General features: G+C 69.1%; 15 protein-coding genes and 2 pseudogenes. 10 read left to right on the top strand and 7 right to left on the bottom strand.

The features are described from left to right. The 4 genes and pseudogenes from K338_RS0109670 to K338_RS26190 all read left to right on the top strand — a co-directional run. Nucleotides 1-362 (top strand): annotated as a pseudogene (locus K338_RS0109670) (integrase core domain-containing protein); the annotation flags it as partial. 54 nt (nucleotides 363-416) lie between these two features. Further along, nucleotides 417-968 (top strand): DDE-type integrase/transposase/recombinase, encoded by a 552-nt coding sequence (locus K338_RS21700; protein ID WP_211218210.1) that lies wholly within the window; start codon nucleotides 417-419, stop codon nucleotides 966-968. A gap of 142 nt (nucleotides 969-1,110) precedes the next feature. Continuing rightward, nucleotides 1,111-2,715: pseudogene (locus tag K338_RS26195) on the top strand (DEAD/DEAH box helicase family protein); the annotation flags it as partial. A gap of 204 nt (nucleotides 2,716-2,919) precedes the next feature. After that, entirely contained in the window at nucleotides 2,920-4,467 is a 1,548-nt protein-coding gene (locus K338_RS26190) for a type I restriction-modification enzyme R subunit C-terminal domain-containing protein (protein WP_245542937.1), read from the top strand. Between the two features lie 95 nt (nucleotides 4,468-4,562). Here the strand turns inward: K338_RS26190 and mqo are convergent, their stop codons facing one another. Continuing rightward, complete coding sequence (gene mqo, locus K338_RS0109655) at nucleotides 4,563-6,032, bottom strand: malate dehydrogenase (quinone) (RefSeq protein ID WP_027286660.1); 1,470 nt, start codon at nucleotides 6,030-6,032, stop codon at nucleotides 4,563-4,565. A gap of 83 nt (nucleotides 6,033-6,115) precedes the next feature. On the opposite strand from mqo, the gene K338_RS0109650 reads away from it, so the two are divergent. Next, complete coding sequence (locus K338_RS0109650; protein ID WP_022917971.1) at nucleotides 6,116-6,553, top strand: HIT family protein; 438 nt, start codon at nucleotides 6,116-6,118, stop codon at nucleotides 6,551-6,553. A gap of 4 nt (nucleotides 6,554-6,557) precedes the next feature. On the opposite strand, the gene K338_RS0109645 is transcribed toward K338_RS0109650, so the two are convergent. Beyond that, a complete protein-coding gene (locus tag K338_RS0109645) occupies nucleotides 6,558-6,836 on the bottom strand; it encodes a PLD nuclease N-terminal domain-containing protein (RefSeq protein ID WP_022917970.1) in 279 nt (92 codons plus the stop codon). 99 nt (nucleotides 6,837-6,935) lie between these two features. On the opposite strand from K338_RS0109645, the gene K338_RS21690 reads away from it, so the two are divergent. The 5 genes from K338_RS21690 to K338_RS0109620 all read left to right on the top strand — a co-directional run bounded on the left by K338_RS21690 (nucleotide 6,936) and on the right by K338_RS0109620 (nucleotide 11,714). After that, nucleotides 6,936-8,423: an MFS transporter gene (locus K338_RS21690; RefSeq protein ID WP_084480917.1), complete on the top strand. Its 1,488-nt coding sequence runs from the start codon at nucleotides 6,936-6,938 to the stop codon at nucleotides 8,421-8,423. Between the two features lie 69 nt (nucleotides 8,424-8,492). Then, nucleotides 8,493-9,287: a 2,3-bisphosphoglycerate-dependent phosphoglycerate mutase gene (locus K338_RS0109635; RefSeq protein ID WP_022917968.1), complete on the top strand. Its 795-nt coding sequence runs from the start codon at nucleotides 8,493-8,495 to the stop codon at nucleotides 9,285-9,287. A 128-nt stretch (nucleotides 9,288-9,415) separates the two neighbouring features. Next, on the top strand, nucleotides 9,416-10,033 hold the full coding sequence (locus tag K338_RS21685; protein WP_157612337.1) for a P-loop nucleotide/nucleoside kinase family protein: 618 nt from the start codon (nucleotides 9,416-9,418) through the stop codon (nucleotides 10,031-10,033). Further along, entirely contained in the window at nucleotides 10,030-10,563 is a 534-nt protein-coding gene (locus K338_RS0109625) for a P-loop NTPase family protein (RefSeq protein WP_040653517.1), read from the top strand. The genes K338_RS21685 and K338_RS0109625 overlap by 4 nt, the downstream gene beginning before the upstream one ends. Next, on the top strand, nucleotides 10,560-11,714 hold the full coding sequence (locus tag K338_RS0109620; RefSeq protein WP_022917965.1) for an AAA family ATPase: 1,155 nt from the start codon (nucleotides 10,560-10,562) through the stop codon (nucleotides 11,712-11,714). Before K338_RS0109625 ends, K338_RS0109620 begins: the two co-directional genes overlap by 4 nt. 60 nt (nucleotides 11,715-11,774) lie before the next feature. Here K338_RS0109620 and K338_RS0109615 read toward each other — a convergent pair whose 3' ends face one another. The 5 genes from K338_RS0109615 to K338_RS0109595 all read right to left on the bottom strand — a co-directional run bounded on the left by K338_RS0109615 (nucleotide 11,775) and on the right by K338_RS0109595 (nucleotide 18,006). Continuing rightward, complete coding sequence (locus K338_RS0109615) at nucleotides 11,775-14,330, bottom strand: MMPL family transporter (RefSeq protein ID WP_022917964.1); 2,556 nt, start codon at nucleotides 14,328-14,330, stop codon at nucleotides 11,775-11,777. A 61-nt stretch (nucleotides 14,331-14,391) separates the two neighbouring features. Further along, nucleotides 14,392-15,042, bottom strand: a complete 651-nt coding sequence (locus tag K338_RS0109610) for a TetR/AcrR family transcriptional regulator (RefSeq protein ID WP_022917963.1) — start codon at nucleotides 15,040-15,042, stop codon at nucleotides 14,392-14,394. A 138-nt stretch (nucleotides 15,043-15,180) separates the two neighbouring features. After that, nucleotides 15,181-16,155, bottom strand: a complete 975-nt coding sequence (locus K338_RS0109605; protein ID WP_022917962.1) for a C-terminal binding protein — start codon at nucleotides 16,153-16,155, stop codon at nucleotides 15,181-15,183. A gap of 12 nt (nucleotides 16,156-16,167) precedes the next feature. Beyond that, on the bottom strand, nucleotides 16,168-17,190 hold the full coding sequence (locus K338_RS0109600) for an L-idonate 5-dehydrogenase (protein WP_022917961.1): 1,023 nt from the start codon (nucleotides 17,188-17,190) through the stop codon (nucleotides 16,168-16,170). A gap of 42 nt (nucleotides 17,191-17,232) precedes the next feature. Next, complete coding sequence (locus K338_RS0109595) at nucleotides 17,233-18,006, bottom strand: glucose 1-dehydrogenase (RefSeq protein ID WP_022917960.1); 774 nt, start codon at nucleotides 18,004-18,006, stop codon at nucleotides 17,233-17,235. Nucleotides 18,007-18,136: the final 130 nt, after the last annotated feature.

Genomic DNA, 18,136 nt, shown 5'->3' with positions numbered 1-18,136 from the left:
CACCTGGCAGGACTCCGATGCCACAGCGACGCAGGGTCGCAATTCACGTCCCTGCGCTACGGGGAGCGCCTCGCCGAGCTCGGCGCTGTCCCCTCGATCGGGACGGTCGGCGATAGCTACGACAATGCACTGGCCGAGACGGTCAACGGCTACTACAAGGCCGAGCTGATCCGCGGGCCTATCCGCGACGAGCGTGGACCCTGGAAGAGCGTCGAGGACGTCGAGCTGGCCACCCTGGGATGGGTGCACTGGCACAACAATCAGCGCCTGCACGGCTACCTCGACGACCTACCCCCGGTCGAATACGAGCAGGCACACTATGCTGCGCAACGGAACGACCAACCCTAGTCGGAATCCAATAATCCGAGTCTCCATCGAACCCAGTACGGTTCACGACAGAGACGATCCCCTTCGCGGTGACCGGCCTGGACACCGACAACGGCTCCGAATTCCTCAACCACACTGTCATCGAGTGGGCTGGCGACCTGGGGATCTACTTCACCCGTGGCAGGCCCTACAAGAAGAACGACCAGGCCACCATCGAGTCCAAGAACGGCCACCTGGTGCGCAAGTACGCCTTCTACTACCGCTACGACACCGACACCGAACGCGCCGTGCTGAACCGGCTCTGGCCCCTGGTCAACGACCGGCTGAACTACCTGACCCCGACCAAGAAACCGATCGGGTATGGCAACGACGCAGCCGGACACCGCACCCGCATCTACCACCCACCCCAGACCCCCTTCGACCGGCTCCTGGCGGCCGGGGTCCTCTCACCGGCACAGAGCGCCCAGATGAGCACCTACCGCGAGAGCCTCAACCCCGCCAAGATCGCCCGCCAGATCGCCGACCTGCAGAACCGACTGCTGGTCCTGGCCAAAGAGAAAACCGAACAACTCTACCTCGCCACCATCCCCAGCCAGCTCCCCGACGTCCGCACAGGCGTACGCGTCAAGACCGCCTCCTGACCCACCCCAGCCTCGCGGGCATTCCTACATGAGGCACGGACCAACTTTCGCGGGCACTTGCAATTGAGGCACTACGGTAGCGGCACGGTGTCCCTCGTATACGGCAGGATAGGCACCAGCCGCGCGCACGAGAGGGGACGCTATGAGCAACTTCGCCTTCCTGCGTGAGACGCTGCCCGCCGTCCACTCCGACTGTGCCCGCGCAGAGTCCTACCTCAGCAGCGATCCGCGCTCGGCCTGCTTCTATGCCCGCCGCGCGGTCGAGCTGCTTGTCTACCACCTCTACGACCTGTGGGACCTGCCCGAGCCGTACCGGGATGACCTGGCCGCCCGCATCAACGACGCAACCTTCAAGACCAGGGTGGGCAACGCCGTCGGGCAGAAGCTGAACCTGATCCGCAACCTGGGCAACCGGGCGGTGCACGATGCCCAGCCCATCCCCACGAATGCCGCCATGCATGCGCTGCGCGAGCTGCACCACGTGATGGTCTGGGCGGCCTTCCACCACACCGAGCATCCAGAAGCCGTGCCCATGCAGCAGGCGTTCGATCCTGCCCGAGCCGCTCAGGCTGCGCCCCTCTCCCGGCAGGAAGTCCAACGCCTTGCGGAGAAGTTCGCCGAGCAGGACGAAGCGCACGCCAAGCAGCTGCAGGAGAAGGACGACCTGCTCGCCGAGCACCAGGCCGAGATCCAGAGCCTGCGGACACAGGTCGCCGCTGCCCAGGCGAACAAGACCGCAGTCGACGATCGCGACTACAACGAGGCCGAGACCAGGGACGCGTTCATCGACGAACTCCTGCACGAAGCCGGCTGGCCGCTGGATGCCGAACGCGACCGCGAGTACCCGGTGACCGGCATGCCGAACGCGCACGGCACCGGGTATGTGGACTATGTGCTCTGGGGTGCCGACGGTCTTCCGCTCGCGGTCGTCGAGGCCAAGCGCACCAGCAAGAGTCCCCAGGTCGGGCAGCAGCAGGCGGTGCTGTACGCGGACTGCCTGGAGCAAGAGTTCGGCCGGCGCCCGGTGATCTTCTACACCAACGGCTACGAGCACTGGCTCTGGGACGACGCCGCCGGCTATCCGCCGCGCCAGGTGCAGGGCTTCTACACCCGAGACGAGCTGGAGCTGCTCATCCAGCGCCGCCAGGCCCGGCGCCCGTTGGCCGGCGCCCCGATCGACTCGGACATCGTGGAGCGGCCCTACCAGCACCGAGCCATCGCTGCCGTCGATGCCGCCTTCGACGCCAAGCAACGGGAAGCACTGCTGGTGATGGCCACCGGTTCAGGGAAGACGCGCACCGTCATCGCCCTGGTCGATCAGCTGATGAAGCAAGGCTGGGTGAAACGTGTGCTGTTCCTGGCCGACCGCACCGCCCTGGTGAACTAGGCAGTCGGTGCTTTCACGGCCCATCTTCCTTCCGCCACCACGGTCAACCTGGTCACCGACAAGATCACGGACGGGCGGGTGTACGTCTCCACCTATCCGACCATGCTCAACCTGATCAACCGCGTCGACGGCGCGCGCCGCCTCTTCGGACCCGGCTACTTCGACCTGGTCGTCATCGACGAGGCGCACCGGTCGGTCTATGCCAAGTACGGCGCGATCTTCGACTACTTCGATGCCATGCTCGTCGGTCTCACCGCCACCCCCAAGGACGAGGTGGACCACAACACGTATCGGCTGTTCCACCTGGAGGACGGCGTCCCCACCGATGCCTACAGCCTCGAGGAAGCCGTCAAGGACGGCTGGCTCGTCCCGCCGAAGGGTGTAGCGGTCGGCACGAAGTTTCTTCGCTCCGGCATCCGCTACCAGGACCTCACCGACGAGGAGAAGGACCAGTGGGACAGTCTGGACTGGGGTGAGGAGGAACCACCGGACGAGGTCGGCGCCGAGGAGCTGAACCGGTTCCTGTTCAACGAGGACACCGTGGATAAGGTGCTCGCCACGGTGATGAGCGAGGGGTACAAGGTGGCCGGTGGGGACCGGCTCGGCAAGACCATCATCTTCGCCAAGAACCAGGCGCACGCTGCGTTCGTGCAGCGCCGGTTCGACATCGGTTGGCCCGAGTACGGCGGACAGTTCGCCCGCGTGATCACATATGACAACAGATACGCGCAGTCCCTCATCGACGCCTTCTCGACCAAGGACAAGGCACCGCACATCGCCATCAGCGTGGACATGCTGGACACCGGCATCGACGTGCCTGAGGTGGTCAACCTGGTCTTCTTCAAGATGGTGCGATCCAAGTCGAAGTTCTGGCAGATGATCGGCCGGGGGACGCGCATGTGTGCTGATCTGTTCGGCCCCGGAGCGGACAAGGAGGACTTCCTCGTCTTCGACTTCTGCGGGAACTTGGAGTTCTTCAGCCAGGATCTGCCGGGCGCTGAAGGAGCTCTGCAGAAGTCGCTCACCCAGCGGATCATGGAGTCTCGCCTGGAGCTGATCACCACTCTTGATCTCGACGGCGGAGCTCCCGATCTGCGGTCATCTTCCGCTGATCTGTGGCACGAGTTTGTCGCCGGCATGACCACCGGCAACGTGCTCGTGCGGCCGCACCGGCGGGCGGTGGAGCGATTCGCTGAACGTGCGGCGTGGGAGTCGCTCTCCCGTGAGGACGCCGAGCACGTGCTGGCGCTGGCCGGCCTGCCGAGTGCGGCGAAGGACGCAGACGAGGCCGCCAAGCGGTTCGACCTGCTGATCCTGCGCCGCCAGCTCGCCGACCTGCAGGGTGACGCCGCCACCGCCGAGCGGGTGCGTGAATCGGTCCAGGCGATCGCCGGACAGCTGCTTGCGAAGACAGCGATCCCGTCCGTGGCCGAGCAGGCGGTGCTGATCGAGTCAGTTGCCGGTGACCAGTGGTGGGTGGACGTGACCCTGAGCATGCTGGAGCTGGCTCGGCTCCGGCTGCGCTCCCTCGTGCAGTTCGTGGAACGTACCGCACGCAAGCCGGTCTACACCGACTTCGAGGACACGGTCGGCGACGCGGCGTTCGTCGACCTTCCCGGTGTCACGCCGGGCACCGACTTCGAACGGTTCCGTGCGAAAGCAGAGACCTACCTGCGCCAGCACATCGACCACGTGGCGCTGCAACGCTTGCACCGCAACAAGCCGCTCACCCCGGAGGATCTGACGTCGTTGGCCGAGATGCTCCGGGCGGCCGGTGCGCAGGACGCCGACCTGGCCCGGGCTGCCGAACAGACCGGTGGACTCGGCCTCTTCATCCGCTCCCTGGTCGGGCTGGACCGCCAGGCCGCCCAGGAGGCGTTCGCCGAATACCTGGACGAGGCGCGCTTCACCGTCGAACAGATCCGGTTCATCAACCTGATCGTGGAGGAGCTCACCGCGAACGGGCAGATGGAGCCGGGTCGCCTCTACGAGTCGCCGTTCACCGACCATGCACCCACCGGACCGGACTTCCTGTTCCCCGACGCGGTCGAGAACCTGGTCACGATCATCGACGAGGTGCGTGCCAATGCTGCGCCGGCAGGCGTGGCGTGAGCACAGCGGGGTTGCGCAGCTGGAGACTGTCTCCTACAGGCGCCCAGACACCTTAGGAACGTTAGGGCACTTTATTGGTTCTACCTAAAGCTGGCTCACACACCCGCCAGGCCGAGGGCGTCCGCCGTCTCCCGACGGATGTCCATCGCCCAGTCCTCGTCGGTGTTCATCGCGCGGCCCAGTGACGGCACCAGCTCGCGCAGCGGGCCGTCCCACCGGGTCGAGCGGTCCGGGAAGGCCTGCTGCAGCAGCCGGATCATCACCGAGACCGCTGTGGAAGCGCCGGGGGAGGCGCCGAGCAGACCAGCCAGGCCGTTGTCCGGCGAGACCACCAGCTCGGTACCGAACTGCAACCGGCCACGTCCCCGGGAGTCCTTGGCGATCACCTGCACCCGCTGGCCGGCGGTGATCAGCTCCCAGTCCTCCGCCTCGGCGCTGGGCATCATCCGGCGCAGCGCCCGCATCTGCTTCGCCTTGGAGGCGGTGATCTCCCGCACCAGGTAGGCCACCAGGTCGAAGTTGTCGACTGCGACGTTCAGCAGGGCGCCGATGTTCCCAGCGCGGATGGTGCGCAGCAGGTCCAGCCGGGAGCCGTTCTTCAGGAACCGAGGGTCGAACCCGGCGAACGGGCCGAACAGCACCGACCCCTCTCCCTCCACGGTCCGGTAGTCCAGGTGCGGTGCGCCGAGCCCCGGGACCCCCTGCTCGGCCCGGCCGTAGGCTTTCACCCGGTGCGCGGCGACCACCTCGGGGGAGCGGGTGCGCAAGAACTTCCCGCTCACCGGGAACCCGGCGAACCCGTCCGCCTCCGGGATGCCGGCCCGCTGCAGCAGCTGCAGCGCCCCACCGCCGGCGCCGACGAACACGAAGCGGGCCCGGCTGGTGCCAGTGCCTGCGGGGGAGCGGTGCGTGATCCGCCACGCGTCCCCGTCGCGGTCCAGGTCCACCACCCGGTGCTGCAGGTGCACTGCTGCGCCGGCGGGGGCTGCTGCATCGATGAGTGCCCGGGCCAGAGCGCCGTAGTCGACATCAGATCCGGACGCCTCATAGGTGGCGGCGATCGGCTCGTTCGCATCGCGGCCCTGCACCAGGGCGCTGGACCACTGGCCGATCTCGTCACGGGAGTCGCTGTAGCGCAGGTTCGCGAACAGCGGCTCGCCCTTGAGTGCGTCGTACCACTGCCGCAGGAACGCCACGTCCTGCGCACCGGAGACGAACGCCAGGTGCGGAGTGCTGTGCACGAACGTCTCCGCCGTCGGCAATACCCCCTTGGACAGCAGCGAGGACCAGAGCTGGCGAGTGATCTGGAACTGTTCGTTGATGGTGACGGCGTTGGTCACCTCCAGCGTGCCGTTCGGCAGCGGGGTGGCGTAGTCCAGCTCGCAGAACCCGGCGTGCCCGGTGCCGGCGTTGTGCCACGCGTTCGAGCTCTCCTGCGCGGCGCCGTCGAGCGCCTCGAAGACCTCGACCGACCAGTCCGGTTCCAGCCGCTGGATCAGTGTGACCAGCGTGGCACTCATGATGCCGGCGCCGACCAGGGCGACGTCAGCGGTGGTGGAGCTCATGCTCGAAGGGTACCCACGCAGCGCAGCGGTCACCGCTCCGGCGTCTGCGATGCGTCGGTGCATGGTTTTGACATGATCTGAGGATGACGGCTGAGACACGGACCGACTGTGTGTTCTGCGCGATGGTCGCCGGCAGCGAGCCCACCCCGGTGGTGCTGGACGAGCCGGACGTTTTCGCGTTCCTCGACTTCCGACCGCTGTTCAAGGGGCATGTGCTGGTGATCCCGCGGGAGCACCACGTCACCCTGCCGGACCTGCCCGCTGAGCAGGTCGGGCCGTTCTTCGCCGCGGTGCAGCGGGTGGCCGCCGTGCTCCCGGACGCCCTGGACGCGCACGGCACGTTCGTGGCGGTGAACAACGTGGTCAGCCAGACCGTGCACCACCTGCACGCGCACGTGGTGCCGCGCCGCCGCAAGGACGGGCTGCGCGGCTTCTTCTGGCCGCGACAGAAGTATGCCGAAGGCGAGGCGGCGCAGTACGCGGAGCGGATCGCCGCAGCGCTGAGTGCTTCGAGAAGCTGAGCGGTCAGCGCTTCCTGCCGAAGGCGAAGTAGCTGATCGGTCCGACGAGGTTCACGAAGCTCACCGCCGCCCAGATGCCCTTGCGGCCCCGCACCTCCTCGGCCGGCCGACGCTTCAGGTCCACCAGAGCAGCGACCAGCAGGCTGATCTCGACCAGGGCGGCCGCGATGATCGTCACCTGCTGCACCGGGGTGAAGTCCTGCCAGCGCACCTGTCGTTGCTCGGGTTCCACCTGCTCGTGCTCAGGTTCGACGTGCTCGGGTTCCGTGTGCTCGACGTCCATGTTTCTCAGCGTACGACCGGAGCATCCGTAGGGCCGGGTGTGGCCGGATCTACACTCGACCCGGGATGAAACGGGCCAGAGACAGTGTTCTCGCCGGTGATGACCAGGAGGGAACAACAGGTGCAGGCGCGCAGCGAGACCGGGGACGCCGACTTCGCTCCGCAACCCGTTCGCTGGCGCATCCTGATCGTGCTCCTCGCGGCGATCTTCATGTCGTTGATCGCGGTGAGCATCGTCAACGTCGCCCTGCCGTCGATCCAGAGCGGTCTGGGCGCCAGCGAGTCGGACCTGCAGTGGGTGCTCTCCGGTTATGCGCTCACCTTCGGTGTGGTGCTCGTGGCCGCGGGTCGCGCGGGCGACATCGTCGGGCGCGGCGGGATCTTCGTCATCGGGGTCGTGGTGTTCACTGCCGCATCGGTGGCGTCCAGCATCGCGCCGAACCCGGAGATGCTGAACGCGGCCCGGTTCGTGCAGGGGGTCGGCTCCGGCCTGCTCAACCCCCAGGGCGTGGGCATGATCCAGCAGTACTTCCGCGGGGCCGAACGGGGACGGGCGTTCGGATACTTCGGCAGCGTGGTCGGAGTGGCGGTCGGTATCGGCCCGGTGCTCGGTGGCCTGCTGATCCGGCTCGGCGGACCCGACTTCGGCTGGCGACTGACGTTCTTGGTGAACGTGCCGGTCGGCATCGTGACCATCATCTTGGCGTTCCTCTGGTTCCCCAAGCCGCTTTTCCGGCGTCGTCCCGCCGGGGAGGTGAGCAGCGCCGGCCGTACGTCGATCGACCCGGTCGGTTCTCTGCTGCTCGGGCTGGCAGTGCTGGCGATGCTCTTCCCGTTCATGGAGTCTCGGACCGCGGCAGGTACCTGGTTGCTGTTCCCGGTCGGTGTGCTCCTCGTGGTCGCCTGGGTGAAGTGGGAGCGTCGCTATGCCGCCCGTGGGCGCAGCCCGATGGTCGACCTGCGCATCTTCCGTACGAAGAGCTTCACCAACGGCAGCGTGATCGTCACCCTCTACTTCCTCGGGATGACCAGCATCTGGGTACTGGTCGCGATGTACATGCAGCAAGGTGCCGGGAAGTCTGCGCTCGAGGCGGGGACGGTCGGCATCCCCTCAGCGATCCTGTCCGCGATCGCGGCGAACTGGGCCGGCAAACGAGTCACTCAGCTGGGCCGGAAGATCGTCATCGGTGGGCTGTACTTCGCCCTGTTCGGCCTCGCCCTGAGTGTCGCGGTAGCGGTGCTGCACGAGGCCATCGGGCTGAGCGTGTGGTGGCTGATGCTCAGCCTGGCGTTCATCGGGATCGCCCAAGGGTCGGTGATCAGCCCCAACCAGACCCTCACCCTGGCCGAGGTGCCGTTGCAGTACGCAGGCAGCTCCGGGGCGATCATGCAGACCGGTCAGCGGATGGGCACCTCGATCGGCATCGCGGTGATCACCGCTGCGGTGTTCGTCTCCCTGGAGAGCACCAGCTGGTCGACGGCGGTGGCCATCGGCTTCGGCCTGATCGCCCTGGTGGTGACCACGGCTCTGGTGATGGCGTACAAGGACCAGTGGGACCGGCGGCGGGCTGGTACGCCGTACGCCTGAGGGAGGCACCTCGGTACGCTGAGTCCCGATGACCTGCGCACCGACCTACCGCCCTGCGCTGCTCCGGCCGTGCACCCGTTGACGGCAGCGGCCGGCGGTACGCCGTCGGCGGCGAACGTGGTGCTGCTGCGGCACGGGGAGTCGGTCGCCAATGCCCGGGAGCTGTTCACCGGCGTGATCGACGTCGGCCTCACCCCGGCTGGAGAGCAGGAGTGCCTGCTCGCTGGACGACGCCTGGCTGAGACGGGCTGGGCACCCGACGTGGTGTGCACCTCGGAGCTGGTGCGGGGCTGGCGCACGGCCGAGCTCGCCGTCACCGCCTGGCCGGAGCCCATCACCGTGGAACGGGACTGGCGGCTGAACGAACGCAACTACGGGGCACTCTCCGGCTACCTGAAGGCCGAGATCGCCGACCGGTTCGGCTACGAGCAGTTCCTGCACTGGCGCCGGTCTCTGCAGGGACGGCCACCGGAGCTGCCGGCTGAGACGCTCGCGCTGTGGCGCCGGCTCCCGCCGTTCGACCGGCTGCCGGAGGAGGCACTGAGCGCCACCGAGTCGCTGGCGGACGTGGTCGAGCGGGTCCGCCCGTGGACCACCGACGTGCTCGGCGGCCATCTCGCGGCCGGCCACCGCGTGCTGGTGGTGGCACACGGCAACTCGCTGCGCGCCCTGTGCGCGGTGCTGGACCGGCTCGACGGGGTGCAGCTGGCGGCGCTGAACCTGCCGAACGCCCGCCCGCTGGCCTACCGGCTGCACCCGGACGCGGCCGGTGAGCTCTGGCCGGAGGTCCGCGGTGGGCAGTACCTGGACGCGGCCGCCGCGCACGCTGAAGCCGCGGTGATCGCCGCCGAGGGCGGCACCTGAGCGGCCGGGTGTCCCCGGCTGCCGGTGCTGACTGGCGGTTCCCAGCGGAGACTGCGGTCCTGCCCAGCGGAGACTGCGGTGCCGCCGAGGCGGGAAAGACGTTGGCACCCGCCGCTACCGTTGCCAGCATGTTCCTGCTCGTCTCCGGCGCCTCCGGCTCCGGCAAGTCCACCGCCCGGCGGCACGCAGCAGCGCTCCTGCCGGAAAGCATCGAGGCCGTCGAGCTGCGCGATCTCGGGGAGGTGCCCGCGGTGCCGACCGTCGCCTGGCGGCAGCAGCAGGTGGAAGTCGCGGTGCGCCGCGCGATCGAGCTGGTCGAGCAGGGACGGCACCTGCTGTTCGCCGGCGATCCGGTCCCTGCCGGTGAGGTGCTGGCCGTCCCGTCCGCCGACCAGGTCGACGTGGCGGTCTGCCTGCTGGACGTGGACCAGGACACCCAGTCCGCCCGCCTGGACCAGCGCGGTGACCCACCGGAGCACCGGCACCTGCACCATGGGTTCGCCGACTGGATGCGCCGCCACGCCAGCGACCCGGCGCACCTGCCAGAGGCGGTCACCACCGACGCCTGGCCGCAGATGCGTTGGCACCGGTGGACCGGCCGCGACCCGGGCCCGGAGTGGGCGATGACCGTGATCGACACCAGCCCGCTCACCGAGGCGGAGGTCGGTGCGCAGGTGGCGGCCTGGTGCCGGGACGCGATCACCGGTCGGGCACCGGTCTTCCGCGCCGGCTGGTGGCAGCCGTGAGCGGGACGGAGCTGCTGCTGATCGGTGGCCGCTCCGGTGCCGGGAAGACGTCCGTGGCCTCGGCGCTGCACCACCTGCTCAGCAGCGCGCGGGTGCGCCACGCACTCATCGAGGGCGACATGCTCGACCTGGCCTGGCCGCCCCCGTGGGAGCACCACCTCGCAGAACGCAACCTGGCAGCGGTCTGGGCGGGCTACCGCGAGCTCGGCTACCGACGCCTCGTCTACACGAACACCGTCAGCGTGCTGGCCGCCGACGAGCTCTCGGCCGCGATGGGTGACGACCCCACAGTCACCGCTGTGCTGCTCACCGCCTCGGACGCCACCGCCGGCGCCAGGCTCGCCCGGCGTGAGCACGGCGACTCCCTGGTGGCGCACGTGGAACACTCGGCCCCTGCTGCTCGTCGCCTGGAGGAGCGCGCAGGGGCCCACGTGCACCGGGTTGCCACCGACGACCGACCGGTCCAGCAGATCGCAGCCGAGCTGGCCTGGCTCTGGCTCGGGGACGCCCTGCCGGCGGCGCATCGATGATCGACACTGTCGCGGTTGCCGGCTACCGCTCGCTGCGCAGCCTGGTGCTCGACTTCGGCCGGCTCACTGTGGTCACCGGCGGTAACGGCACCGGCAAGTCCGGCCTGTACCGCTCGCTCCGGCTGCTCGCCGAGTGCGCCCTCGGCGGCGCGGTCGGCGCCCTGGCCCGAGAGGGCGGCCTGACCTCCACCCTGTGGGCCGGCCCGGAGCAGGGCACCCGCCACCGCGACGGGCCCGCGCAACCAACGGTGCGCAATGCCCCAGCAGCCCTGCGCCTGGGGTTCGCCAGCAACGACGACCTGGGCTACGCCGTCGACCTGGGCCTGCCGCAGGAGGGCGGGAGCGCCTTCGCTCACGACCCGGAGATCAAGACCGAGCAGATCTTCTCCGGGCCGCTGGCCCGCCCCGGCGCCGTGCTCGCCGAACGCCGCGGACCAGCAGTGCGGGTCCGCGACAGCAGCGGTGACTGGGACCAGGTCGCCACGTTGCGCACCTTCGACTCGATGCTTTCCGAGGTGGTCGACCCCACCGGCGCCCCGGAGATCGTCGCGATGCGCGAACGACTGCGTGGCTGGCGGTTCTACGACCACCTGCGCACCGACGCCGACGCTCCCGCCCGGCAGGCGCAGGTCGGTACCCGTACGATGGCGCTCGCCCACGACGGCGCCGACCTGGCCGCAGCGCTGGCCACCGCTCGGGAGCTTGGCCGTGGGGAGGAGATCGACCAGGCCGTCGCGCTCGCCTTCCCTGGTGCGACAGTCAGGGTCCAGGTCGACGGCGGTCGTTTCGTGGTGCAGCTGTCTCGCCCGGGTCTGCTGCGTGAGCTGAGCGCGGCCGAGCTGTCCGACGGCACGCTGCGCTACCTGCTCTGGGTGGCCGCGCTGCTCAGCCCGCGACCACCGGAGCTGCTGGTGCTGAACGAACCGGAGACCAGCCTGCACCCCGACCTGCTGCCGGCGCTCGCGGAGCTGATGCGGCGGGCAGCGCAGGACTCCCAGCTGGTGGTGGTCACCCACTCCGAGCTGCTTGCCGAGGCGCTCGGCAGCGACGGCGTCACTCGCCACGAGCTCGAGCTGGACGCGGGGGAGACCGTGGTCGCAGGGCGGGAGGGGCCGCTGGACCAGCCCGCCTGGCACTGGCCGAAGCGGTAGTCCACGATCAGTGTCAATACAGAACGGTCACGGGTGACCGCTTCTGCGTGACGCTGATGGTCAGACGCTCGCCGTCTCCTCGGCGGGCTCCGCCTCAGCCTCGTGCGGGTGCCGGCGCTCCAGCTTCGCGCCCTCCACGTCCACGTCCGGCAGGATCTTGTCCAGCCAGCGGGGCAGCCACCAGGCACCGCGCCCGAACAGGTGCATCAACGCCGGCACGATCAGCATCCGCACCACGAACGCGTCCACCAGCACGCCGAAGGCGAGGGCGAACCCGATCGGGCGGATCATCGCCGACTCGGCGAAGATGAACCCGCCGAAGACGCTGACCATGATGATCGCTGCTGCGGTCACCACCGAGCGGCCGGCCCGGAAGCCGCGGGCCACCGCCAGCCGGGCCGGTGCCCCGTGGGCGTACGCCTCCCGCATGCCGGTGCCGAGGAAGAGCATGTAGTCCATCGCCAGCCCGAACAGGATGCCGACCAGGATCGTGGGCAGGAAGTTCAGGATCGGGCCGGGACTCTCCACCCCGAAGATCGCAGACAGCCAGCCCCACTGGTAGATCGCCACCACCCCGCCGAGCGCGGCGAAGTAGGACAGGATGAACCCGGCGGTGGCGATGACCGGCACCAGGATGGACCGGAACACCAGGATCAGGATGAGCAGGGACAGGCCCACCACCACGGCCAGGTAGACCGGCAGCGCCTCGGCCAGCTTGTCCGAGATGTCGATGTTGCCGCTGGCCTGCCCGGCGACGGCGATGCTCACGTCTCCCTCGAGGTCCAGCGTGCGCAGGTCGTGCACGAGCTCGTCGGTGGACTCGGCGGTCGGGCCCTCGGCGGGGATCACCTGTAAGCCGAGCACTGTGCCGTCGGTGGAGGCGCCGAACGGGGCCACTGCGGCGACGTCGTCCTCGGCGATCAGCTGTTCACCGATCGCCAGCTGCTCGGCGGGCAGCTCCTCCTCACCGACCGGGTCCGGCAGGTCGGCGACCACCAGCAGCGGGCCGTTCATCCCCTCGCCGAACTTCTCCGCGATGGTGGTGTACGCCTGGTACTGGGTGGAGTCGTGCGGCTCGGAGGACCCGTCCGGCAGGTTCAGCCGCAGGTCCAGCGCCGGGATGGCGATCACCACCAGAGCGGCGATACCGAGCACGGCCCGGGCGACGGCGCTGAGGGTGGACATCGGCTTCGGCGTGGCCTTGGCGGCGCCGCCGGAAGCCGCGGCGCCGTCAGCGGCTCCGCTGGCCTGGGCGAGCCGGGCGCGCTCCCGCCGGGAGAGCGCCCGCATGCCGATCAGCTTCAACCACGCCGGGGTGAGGGTGATCGCCACCAGCACCGCCACTGCGATGCTCACCGCGCCGACCGTACCCATCAGGCCGAGGAACGGGATACCGGTGACGTTCAGCGCCACCAGTGCGATCAGCACGGTGATCCCGGCGAACACCACGGCGTTGCCGGAGGTGCCGTTCGCCAGTCCGATGGACTCCTCCAGCTCGAAGCCGTCCTTGAGCTGCTGGCGGTGCCGGTTGATGATGAACAGCGAGTAGTCGATCCCTACCGCGAGGCCGAGCATCACCCCGAGGATCGGCGTCACCGACACCATGTCCACCACGCTGGACAGCGAGAGCGCACCGAGGGCGCTGATCGCCACCCCGATCAGGGCGTTCAGGATCGGCAGCCCGGCCGCTACCAGGGAGCCGAGCATCACCAGCAGCACCACGGCAGCCACCAGCACGCCGACCGCCTCGCCGACGCCGAGGATCGAGGGGATTCCCTGCACGATCTCGGTGGAGAAGTCGACCTGCACACCGTCGATCGGGTTGTCCTCGAACAGTGCGACCAGGGCGTCCTTGGTCTCCTGCGGCACCTCGAAGGCGGGGTCGTCGAAGGTGACCGGGATGACCGCCGCAGAACCGTCGTCGGAGACCTGCTGGACGCCGTCGGTCAGGTCCAGCATCCGCTGCCCGAGCTCGATCTGCTGCAGCTGGGCAGCGACCTCGCTCGCGCCCTGCTCCAGCTCCTGCTGCTGGGCGTCCATCTCTGCCAGGCCCTGGCTGATCTCCTCCAGCTGGGCGTCCAGCTCTGGCCCGACGTAGGCGATGGACCCGTCCTCCTCGGCCTGTGCGCGGGCGGCCTCCAGCTGTTCCTGCTGTCCTTCGAGCTCGGCGCGGGCGGCCTCGAGCTGTTCCTGCTGGTCGGCGAGCTCTGCCTGACCAGCCTCGGCCTCGGTGCGGCCCTCGGTGAGCTCGTCCGCCTGCTGGCTGCGTACTGCCTCGGTAGCGAACGGGTCGATCACGGAAGCTACGCCGTCGACCTCTTCGGCTTGTCCGACCAGGTCGGCGATCTCGGTCTGCTGCTCCTCGGTGAACGCCTCACCGTCGGAGGTGGTGGCCACGATCGAGCCACTGCCGCCGGAGGCCGCGGGGAACTCGGTCTGCAACCGCTCGGTGACCTCCGCAGTGGGCGTACCGGGGATGTCGATGGAGTCGGAGAGGGTGCCGGCGCCGACGGCGAACGCGACGCCGACCGCGATCGCGACGGCCGCCCAGGCGGCGAGCACGGCCCAGACGCGGCGTGCGGCCGCGCGGCCAAGACGGTACAGGAGTTCAGCCATCAGTGCGGTCCTTCGGTGCTGGTGGGTGTGCAGGTGAGGGTGTGCTGCGGCTGAGCCGGGGTCAGCGGGTGCTGGCGAACCCGGTGCGCAGCTGGTGGATGAGGCGGTCGAGCAGCTCGGCCCACACGGCGCGGGAGGCGTCGTCATCGGCTGCGCCGGTGCGCTCCCACCAGTGCGCGTGGCAGACGAGAACGCCGCCGGTGAAGGCGCTGACCAGCAGCTGCAGGTCGAGCGGGTCAGCCCCCGGATGGCGACGGCGGAGCACGGCGGTCAAACCTTCCCCCACCTGGCTCAGGGCTCGGGTGAGCAGGTTCGCGTGCCACGGGCCGCCGGCGTCCGTGCCGCCGAGCGTGCGGGTCAGGTAGGCCATCGGGGTGACCAGGTCGGTGCTGCGCACCACCTCCGCGAGCTCGTCCAGCATCGCGGGACCGGGCTCGGTGGTGGGTCCGCCGGTTGCGGCTGCATCGATCGGTACGGCCAGCTTCTCGATCAGCTCACCGAGAACTTCGGCACAGACCTCGGCGAACACGTCCTCCAGGGACGCGAAGTGGTTGAACACTGTGCGCCGGCTGACGTCCGCCCGCTCCGCGAGCTCGTCGACGGTGAACGCCGTGCCGCCAGTTTCATCCATCAGCTCCGCGGCCGCCCGGACGATCGCCTGGCGGGAGCGCTCCTTCAGCGCGGCGCGACGATCGGTGGCTGGTTCGGTCACGGGATTACACTAAGTGCAACGATGCACTGAGTGCAACGTAGTGTGACTGGGCTCACGTCCCCGTTCTCGCGAACGCTCCCGTGTGCGGCGGCGGGACCGGGTTTTGCCGCACAAGGGGGCGTTCGCGAGTGGTGGGTCTCAGTGCCACCGGGTCTGCAGCACCTCGGGGTTCAGGATGTTCTGCGGCTCGGTGCCGGCGAGCACGTCGATCACGTTCTGCACCGTGCGGCGCTTCAGCTCGGTGTAGGACTGCTCGGTGTAGAAGGCGGCGTGCGGCGTGAGGATGCACCGCTCGAACGTGGTCAGCGGGTGGTCTGCGGGCAGCGGCTCGTCCTCGAACACGTCCAGTCCTGCGCCCTGCAGGTGACCGGACGCCAGAGCTGCAGCGATCGCGTCGGTGTCCACCACACCGCCGCGGGCGGTGTTCACCACGGTCGCCCCTGCGGGCAGCCGGGCCAGCGTCTCGGCATTCAGCAGGTGCTGCGTGCTGGCATCCAGCGGCGTGTGCACGGACAGCACGTCACTGCGCTCGAGCAGCTCGGCCTGGGTCAGTACCGGCCAGCCCTGCTCGGTGCTGGTGCCCGCCTCCAGCCGGATGTCGGTCACCGCCACGTCGAACCCGATGCCTGCTGCCTTGCGTGCAGTGGCTTGCCCGATGCGGCCGAAGCCGAGTACCCCGAAGCGCAGCGTGGACAGCTGCTGGATCGGGGTCGCCTGCTGCAGGTCAGGCGCCCCGCTGCGCGCCTCGCGGTCCAGCACGCGCAGGCCGCGGACGGTCGCCAGCGCCAGGGCGATCGCATGGTCGGAGACTGCTTCGGTGCCGTAGTCGGGCACGTTGCACACGGCCACGCCTCGCTGGGTCGCGGCATCGACGTCCACAGTGTCCACCCCCACGCCGTAACGGCCCACGGCCCGGACCGAGGGCAGAGCATCCAGCACAGCGGCGGTGATCGGCGCGTACTGCACCACCAGGGCGTCGGCCCCGGAAGCGTTGGCGATCACCTCCTCCTCGGTGGCGGACTGGGTGAGCACGAGCTCGTGGCCCGCAGCGTCGGCCGCTTCCTGCTCGGCGTCGATGGTGGCGTGGTCGCAGTCGGTGATGACGATCTTCATCGCAGGTGCCCTTCAGGCGGTGTGGTCGGTGGTCAGGTCGAGCAGGACCTTGCCGGAGGCGTCGGAGTCCTTGGCGGTGGCGAACGCAGCCACAGCGTCCGTAGCCGGAAAGGTGTGGGTGAGCACGTGCTCGATCTGCGGGTGAGCGGCGAGCATCTCGACCGCGGCATCGATCTCGTCGTTGAACCGGAACGAGCCCCGCACGGTCAGCTCCTTGGAGATCATCGGTGCGAGGTTGATCCCGGACGGCGCGTTCGGGACCATCCCCACCTGCACGTAGGTACCAGCGCGGCGAGCAGCCACGAACGCTGCGTTGATCGAGGCAGGCACACCTGAGCACTCCAGCACCACGTCGAACGCTTCGGCGGGCAGCTCCTGCGAGGTCACGTCCACTGTGTGCGCCACGCCGAGCTGCCGCGCGCGGGCCAGTGGTCCTCCGAGCACGTCGGTGCTGGTCACCTCCGCGGCGCCGAGCGCTACTGCAGCGGCTGCCGTGACCAGCCCGATCGCGCCGGCGCCGGTCACCAGCACCCGCTGGTCGGCCACCCCACCGGCCAGCGCGATGCCGTGCAGACCCACCGCCAGCGGTTCTGCCAGGGCCGCTCGCTGCAACGGCAGCCCCTCCGGAAGGGTGCGCACCATGGCGGCATCGACGAGGAAGTACTCGGCCGCGGCGCCCTGGGTGTGCGGCCAGGTGGAGGCACTGCCCAGGTACGCCCCGTTCGGCCACAGGTGCGGTGCGTCCGCGAGGTAGGGCAGCTTCTCGCCGAACGTCGCCGGATGCACGGTCACCGGTGTGCCCGGCGCCAGGGTGCCGGAGGGGTCGGCGTCCACCGTCCCGGACATCTCGTGCCCCGGGACGAGCGGTTCTCGGATCACGAACGCGCCGTTGGCACCCTCGTAGTAGTAGTGCAGGTCAGAGCCGCAGATGCCGACGTAGGCAGTGCGGATACGAACCTGACCCGGGCCCGGCTCCGGTACGGGCAGCTCGGCGAGAGTGAGGTCTTCTTTGCCGTTGATGACGATGGCGCGCATGGCGGGGGTCCTTGCTAGACGTGCGGTTCGGGTCGGAAAGGATCAGACGATCGCGGTCATACCGCCATCGACGAAGATGTTCTGACCGGAGACGTAGGCGGAGGCGTCCGAGGCGAGGAAGATCAGCGTGCCGACCAGCTCTTCGGGCAGGCCCCAGCGCTGTGCCGGTGTGCGGGCGCTCACCCACCCGCTGAACTCCGCGTCCTGGACCAGGGCCGTGTTCATCTCGGTCTTGAAGTAGCCGGGCGAGATCGCGTTCACCTGGATGTTGTACCGGGCCAGGTCGGCGGCCATCCCCTTGGTGAGCATGAGCACACCGCCCTTGGAGGCCCCGTACGGGGCGATGGTCTGGCGGGCTAGCTGGCTCATCACCGAGCCGATGTTGATCACCTTGCCGCTGCCGCGTTCGGCCATCCCGGGGGTGATCTGCCGGGAGACGTAGAAGGCGCTGGACAGGTTCCCGGCGATCACCGCGTCCCAGTCCTCGGCGTCGAAGTCGTTGAACGGAGCGCGGCGCTGGATGCCCGCGTTGTTCACCAGGATGTCCGGTACCCCGTGCTCGGTCACCAGAACGGCCAGATTCTCGGCCACCGCCCGGGCGTCGGTGACGTCGAAGCGCACTGTCGGCGCCGGCTCCCCGGAGCCGGCCCGCCCCACCGCCTCGCTCGCCGCGGTCAGCGCCTGCGGGTCCCGCCCGTGCAGCACCACCTTCGCCCCAGCCTGCGCCAACCCGGTTGCCAGCGCGAGACCAAGACCTCGAGAAGATCCGGTCACGAGAGCGAGCTTGCCGGTGATGTCGAACAGGGGAGAGGTCATGGTGCATACCTTGAGGTCGGGAGCGACGTCGCGGGCCGGTCATCTGGGCACCGCAGTGTGAGTCCCCACAGTCCCACAAAGATAACACCTTTGGCAAAGGCGGTCCGGAGGGCGACGGCGGAACTTTCGT

This window comes from Ruania albidiflava DSM 18029 (assembly GCF_000421225.1).
In the GTDB taxonomy this organism is placed as follows: domain Bacteria; phylum Actinomycetota; class Actinomycetes; order Actinomycetales; family Beutenbergiaceae; genus Ruania; species Ruania albidiflava.
Note: the sequence above shows the minus strand (reverse complement) of the source record. Positions and strands in the feature narration are given on the sequence as shown.

Bases quoted from the DNA above. Each gene is read 5' to 3' on its own strand.
- K338_RS0109650 (WP_022917971.1), top strand. From the start codon at position 6,116: ATGACGGCTGAGACACGGACCGACTGTGTGTTCTGCGCGATGGTCGCC.
- K338_RS0109645 (WP_022917970.1), bottom strand. From the start codon at position 6,836: ATGGACGTCGAGCACACGGAACCCGAGCACGTCGAACCTGAGCACGAG.
- K338_RS0109600 (WP_022917961.1), bottom strand. From the start codon at position 17,190: ATGCGCGCCATCGTCATCAACGGCAAAGAAGACCTCACTCTCGCCGAG.
- mqo (WP_027286660.1), bottom strand. From the start codon at position 6,032: ATGAGCTCCACCACCGCTGACGTCGCCCTGGTCGGCGCCGGCATCATG.
- K338_RS26190 (WP_245542937.1), top strand. From the start codon at position 2,920: ATGAGCGAGGGGTACAAGGTGGCCGGTGGGGACCGGCTCGGCAAGACC.
- K338_RS0109620 (WP_022917965.1), top strand. From the start codon at position 10,560: ATGATCGACACTGTCGCGGTTGCCGGCTACCGCTCGCTGCGCAGCCTG.
- K338_RS0109595 (WP_022917960.1), bottom strand. From the start codon at position 18,006: ATGACCTCTCCCCTGTTCGACATCACCGGCAAGCTCGCTCTCGTGACC.
- K338_RS21690 (WP_084480917.1), top strand. From the start codon at position 6,936: ATGACCAGGAGGGAACAACAGGTGCAGGCGCGCAGCGAGACCGGGGAC.
- K338_RS0109605 (WP_022917962.1), bottom strand. From the start codon at position 16,155: ATGAAGATCGTCATCACCGACTGCGACCACGCCACCATCGACGCCGAG.
- K338_RS21685 (WP_157612337.1), top strand. From the start codon at position 9,416: ATGTTCCTGCTCGTCTCCGGCGCCTCCGGCTCCGGCAAGTCCACCGCC.
- K338_RS0109615 (WP_022917964.1), bottom strand. From the start codon at position 14,330: ATGGCTGAACTCCTGTACCGTCTTGGCCGCGCGGCCGCACGCCGCGTC.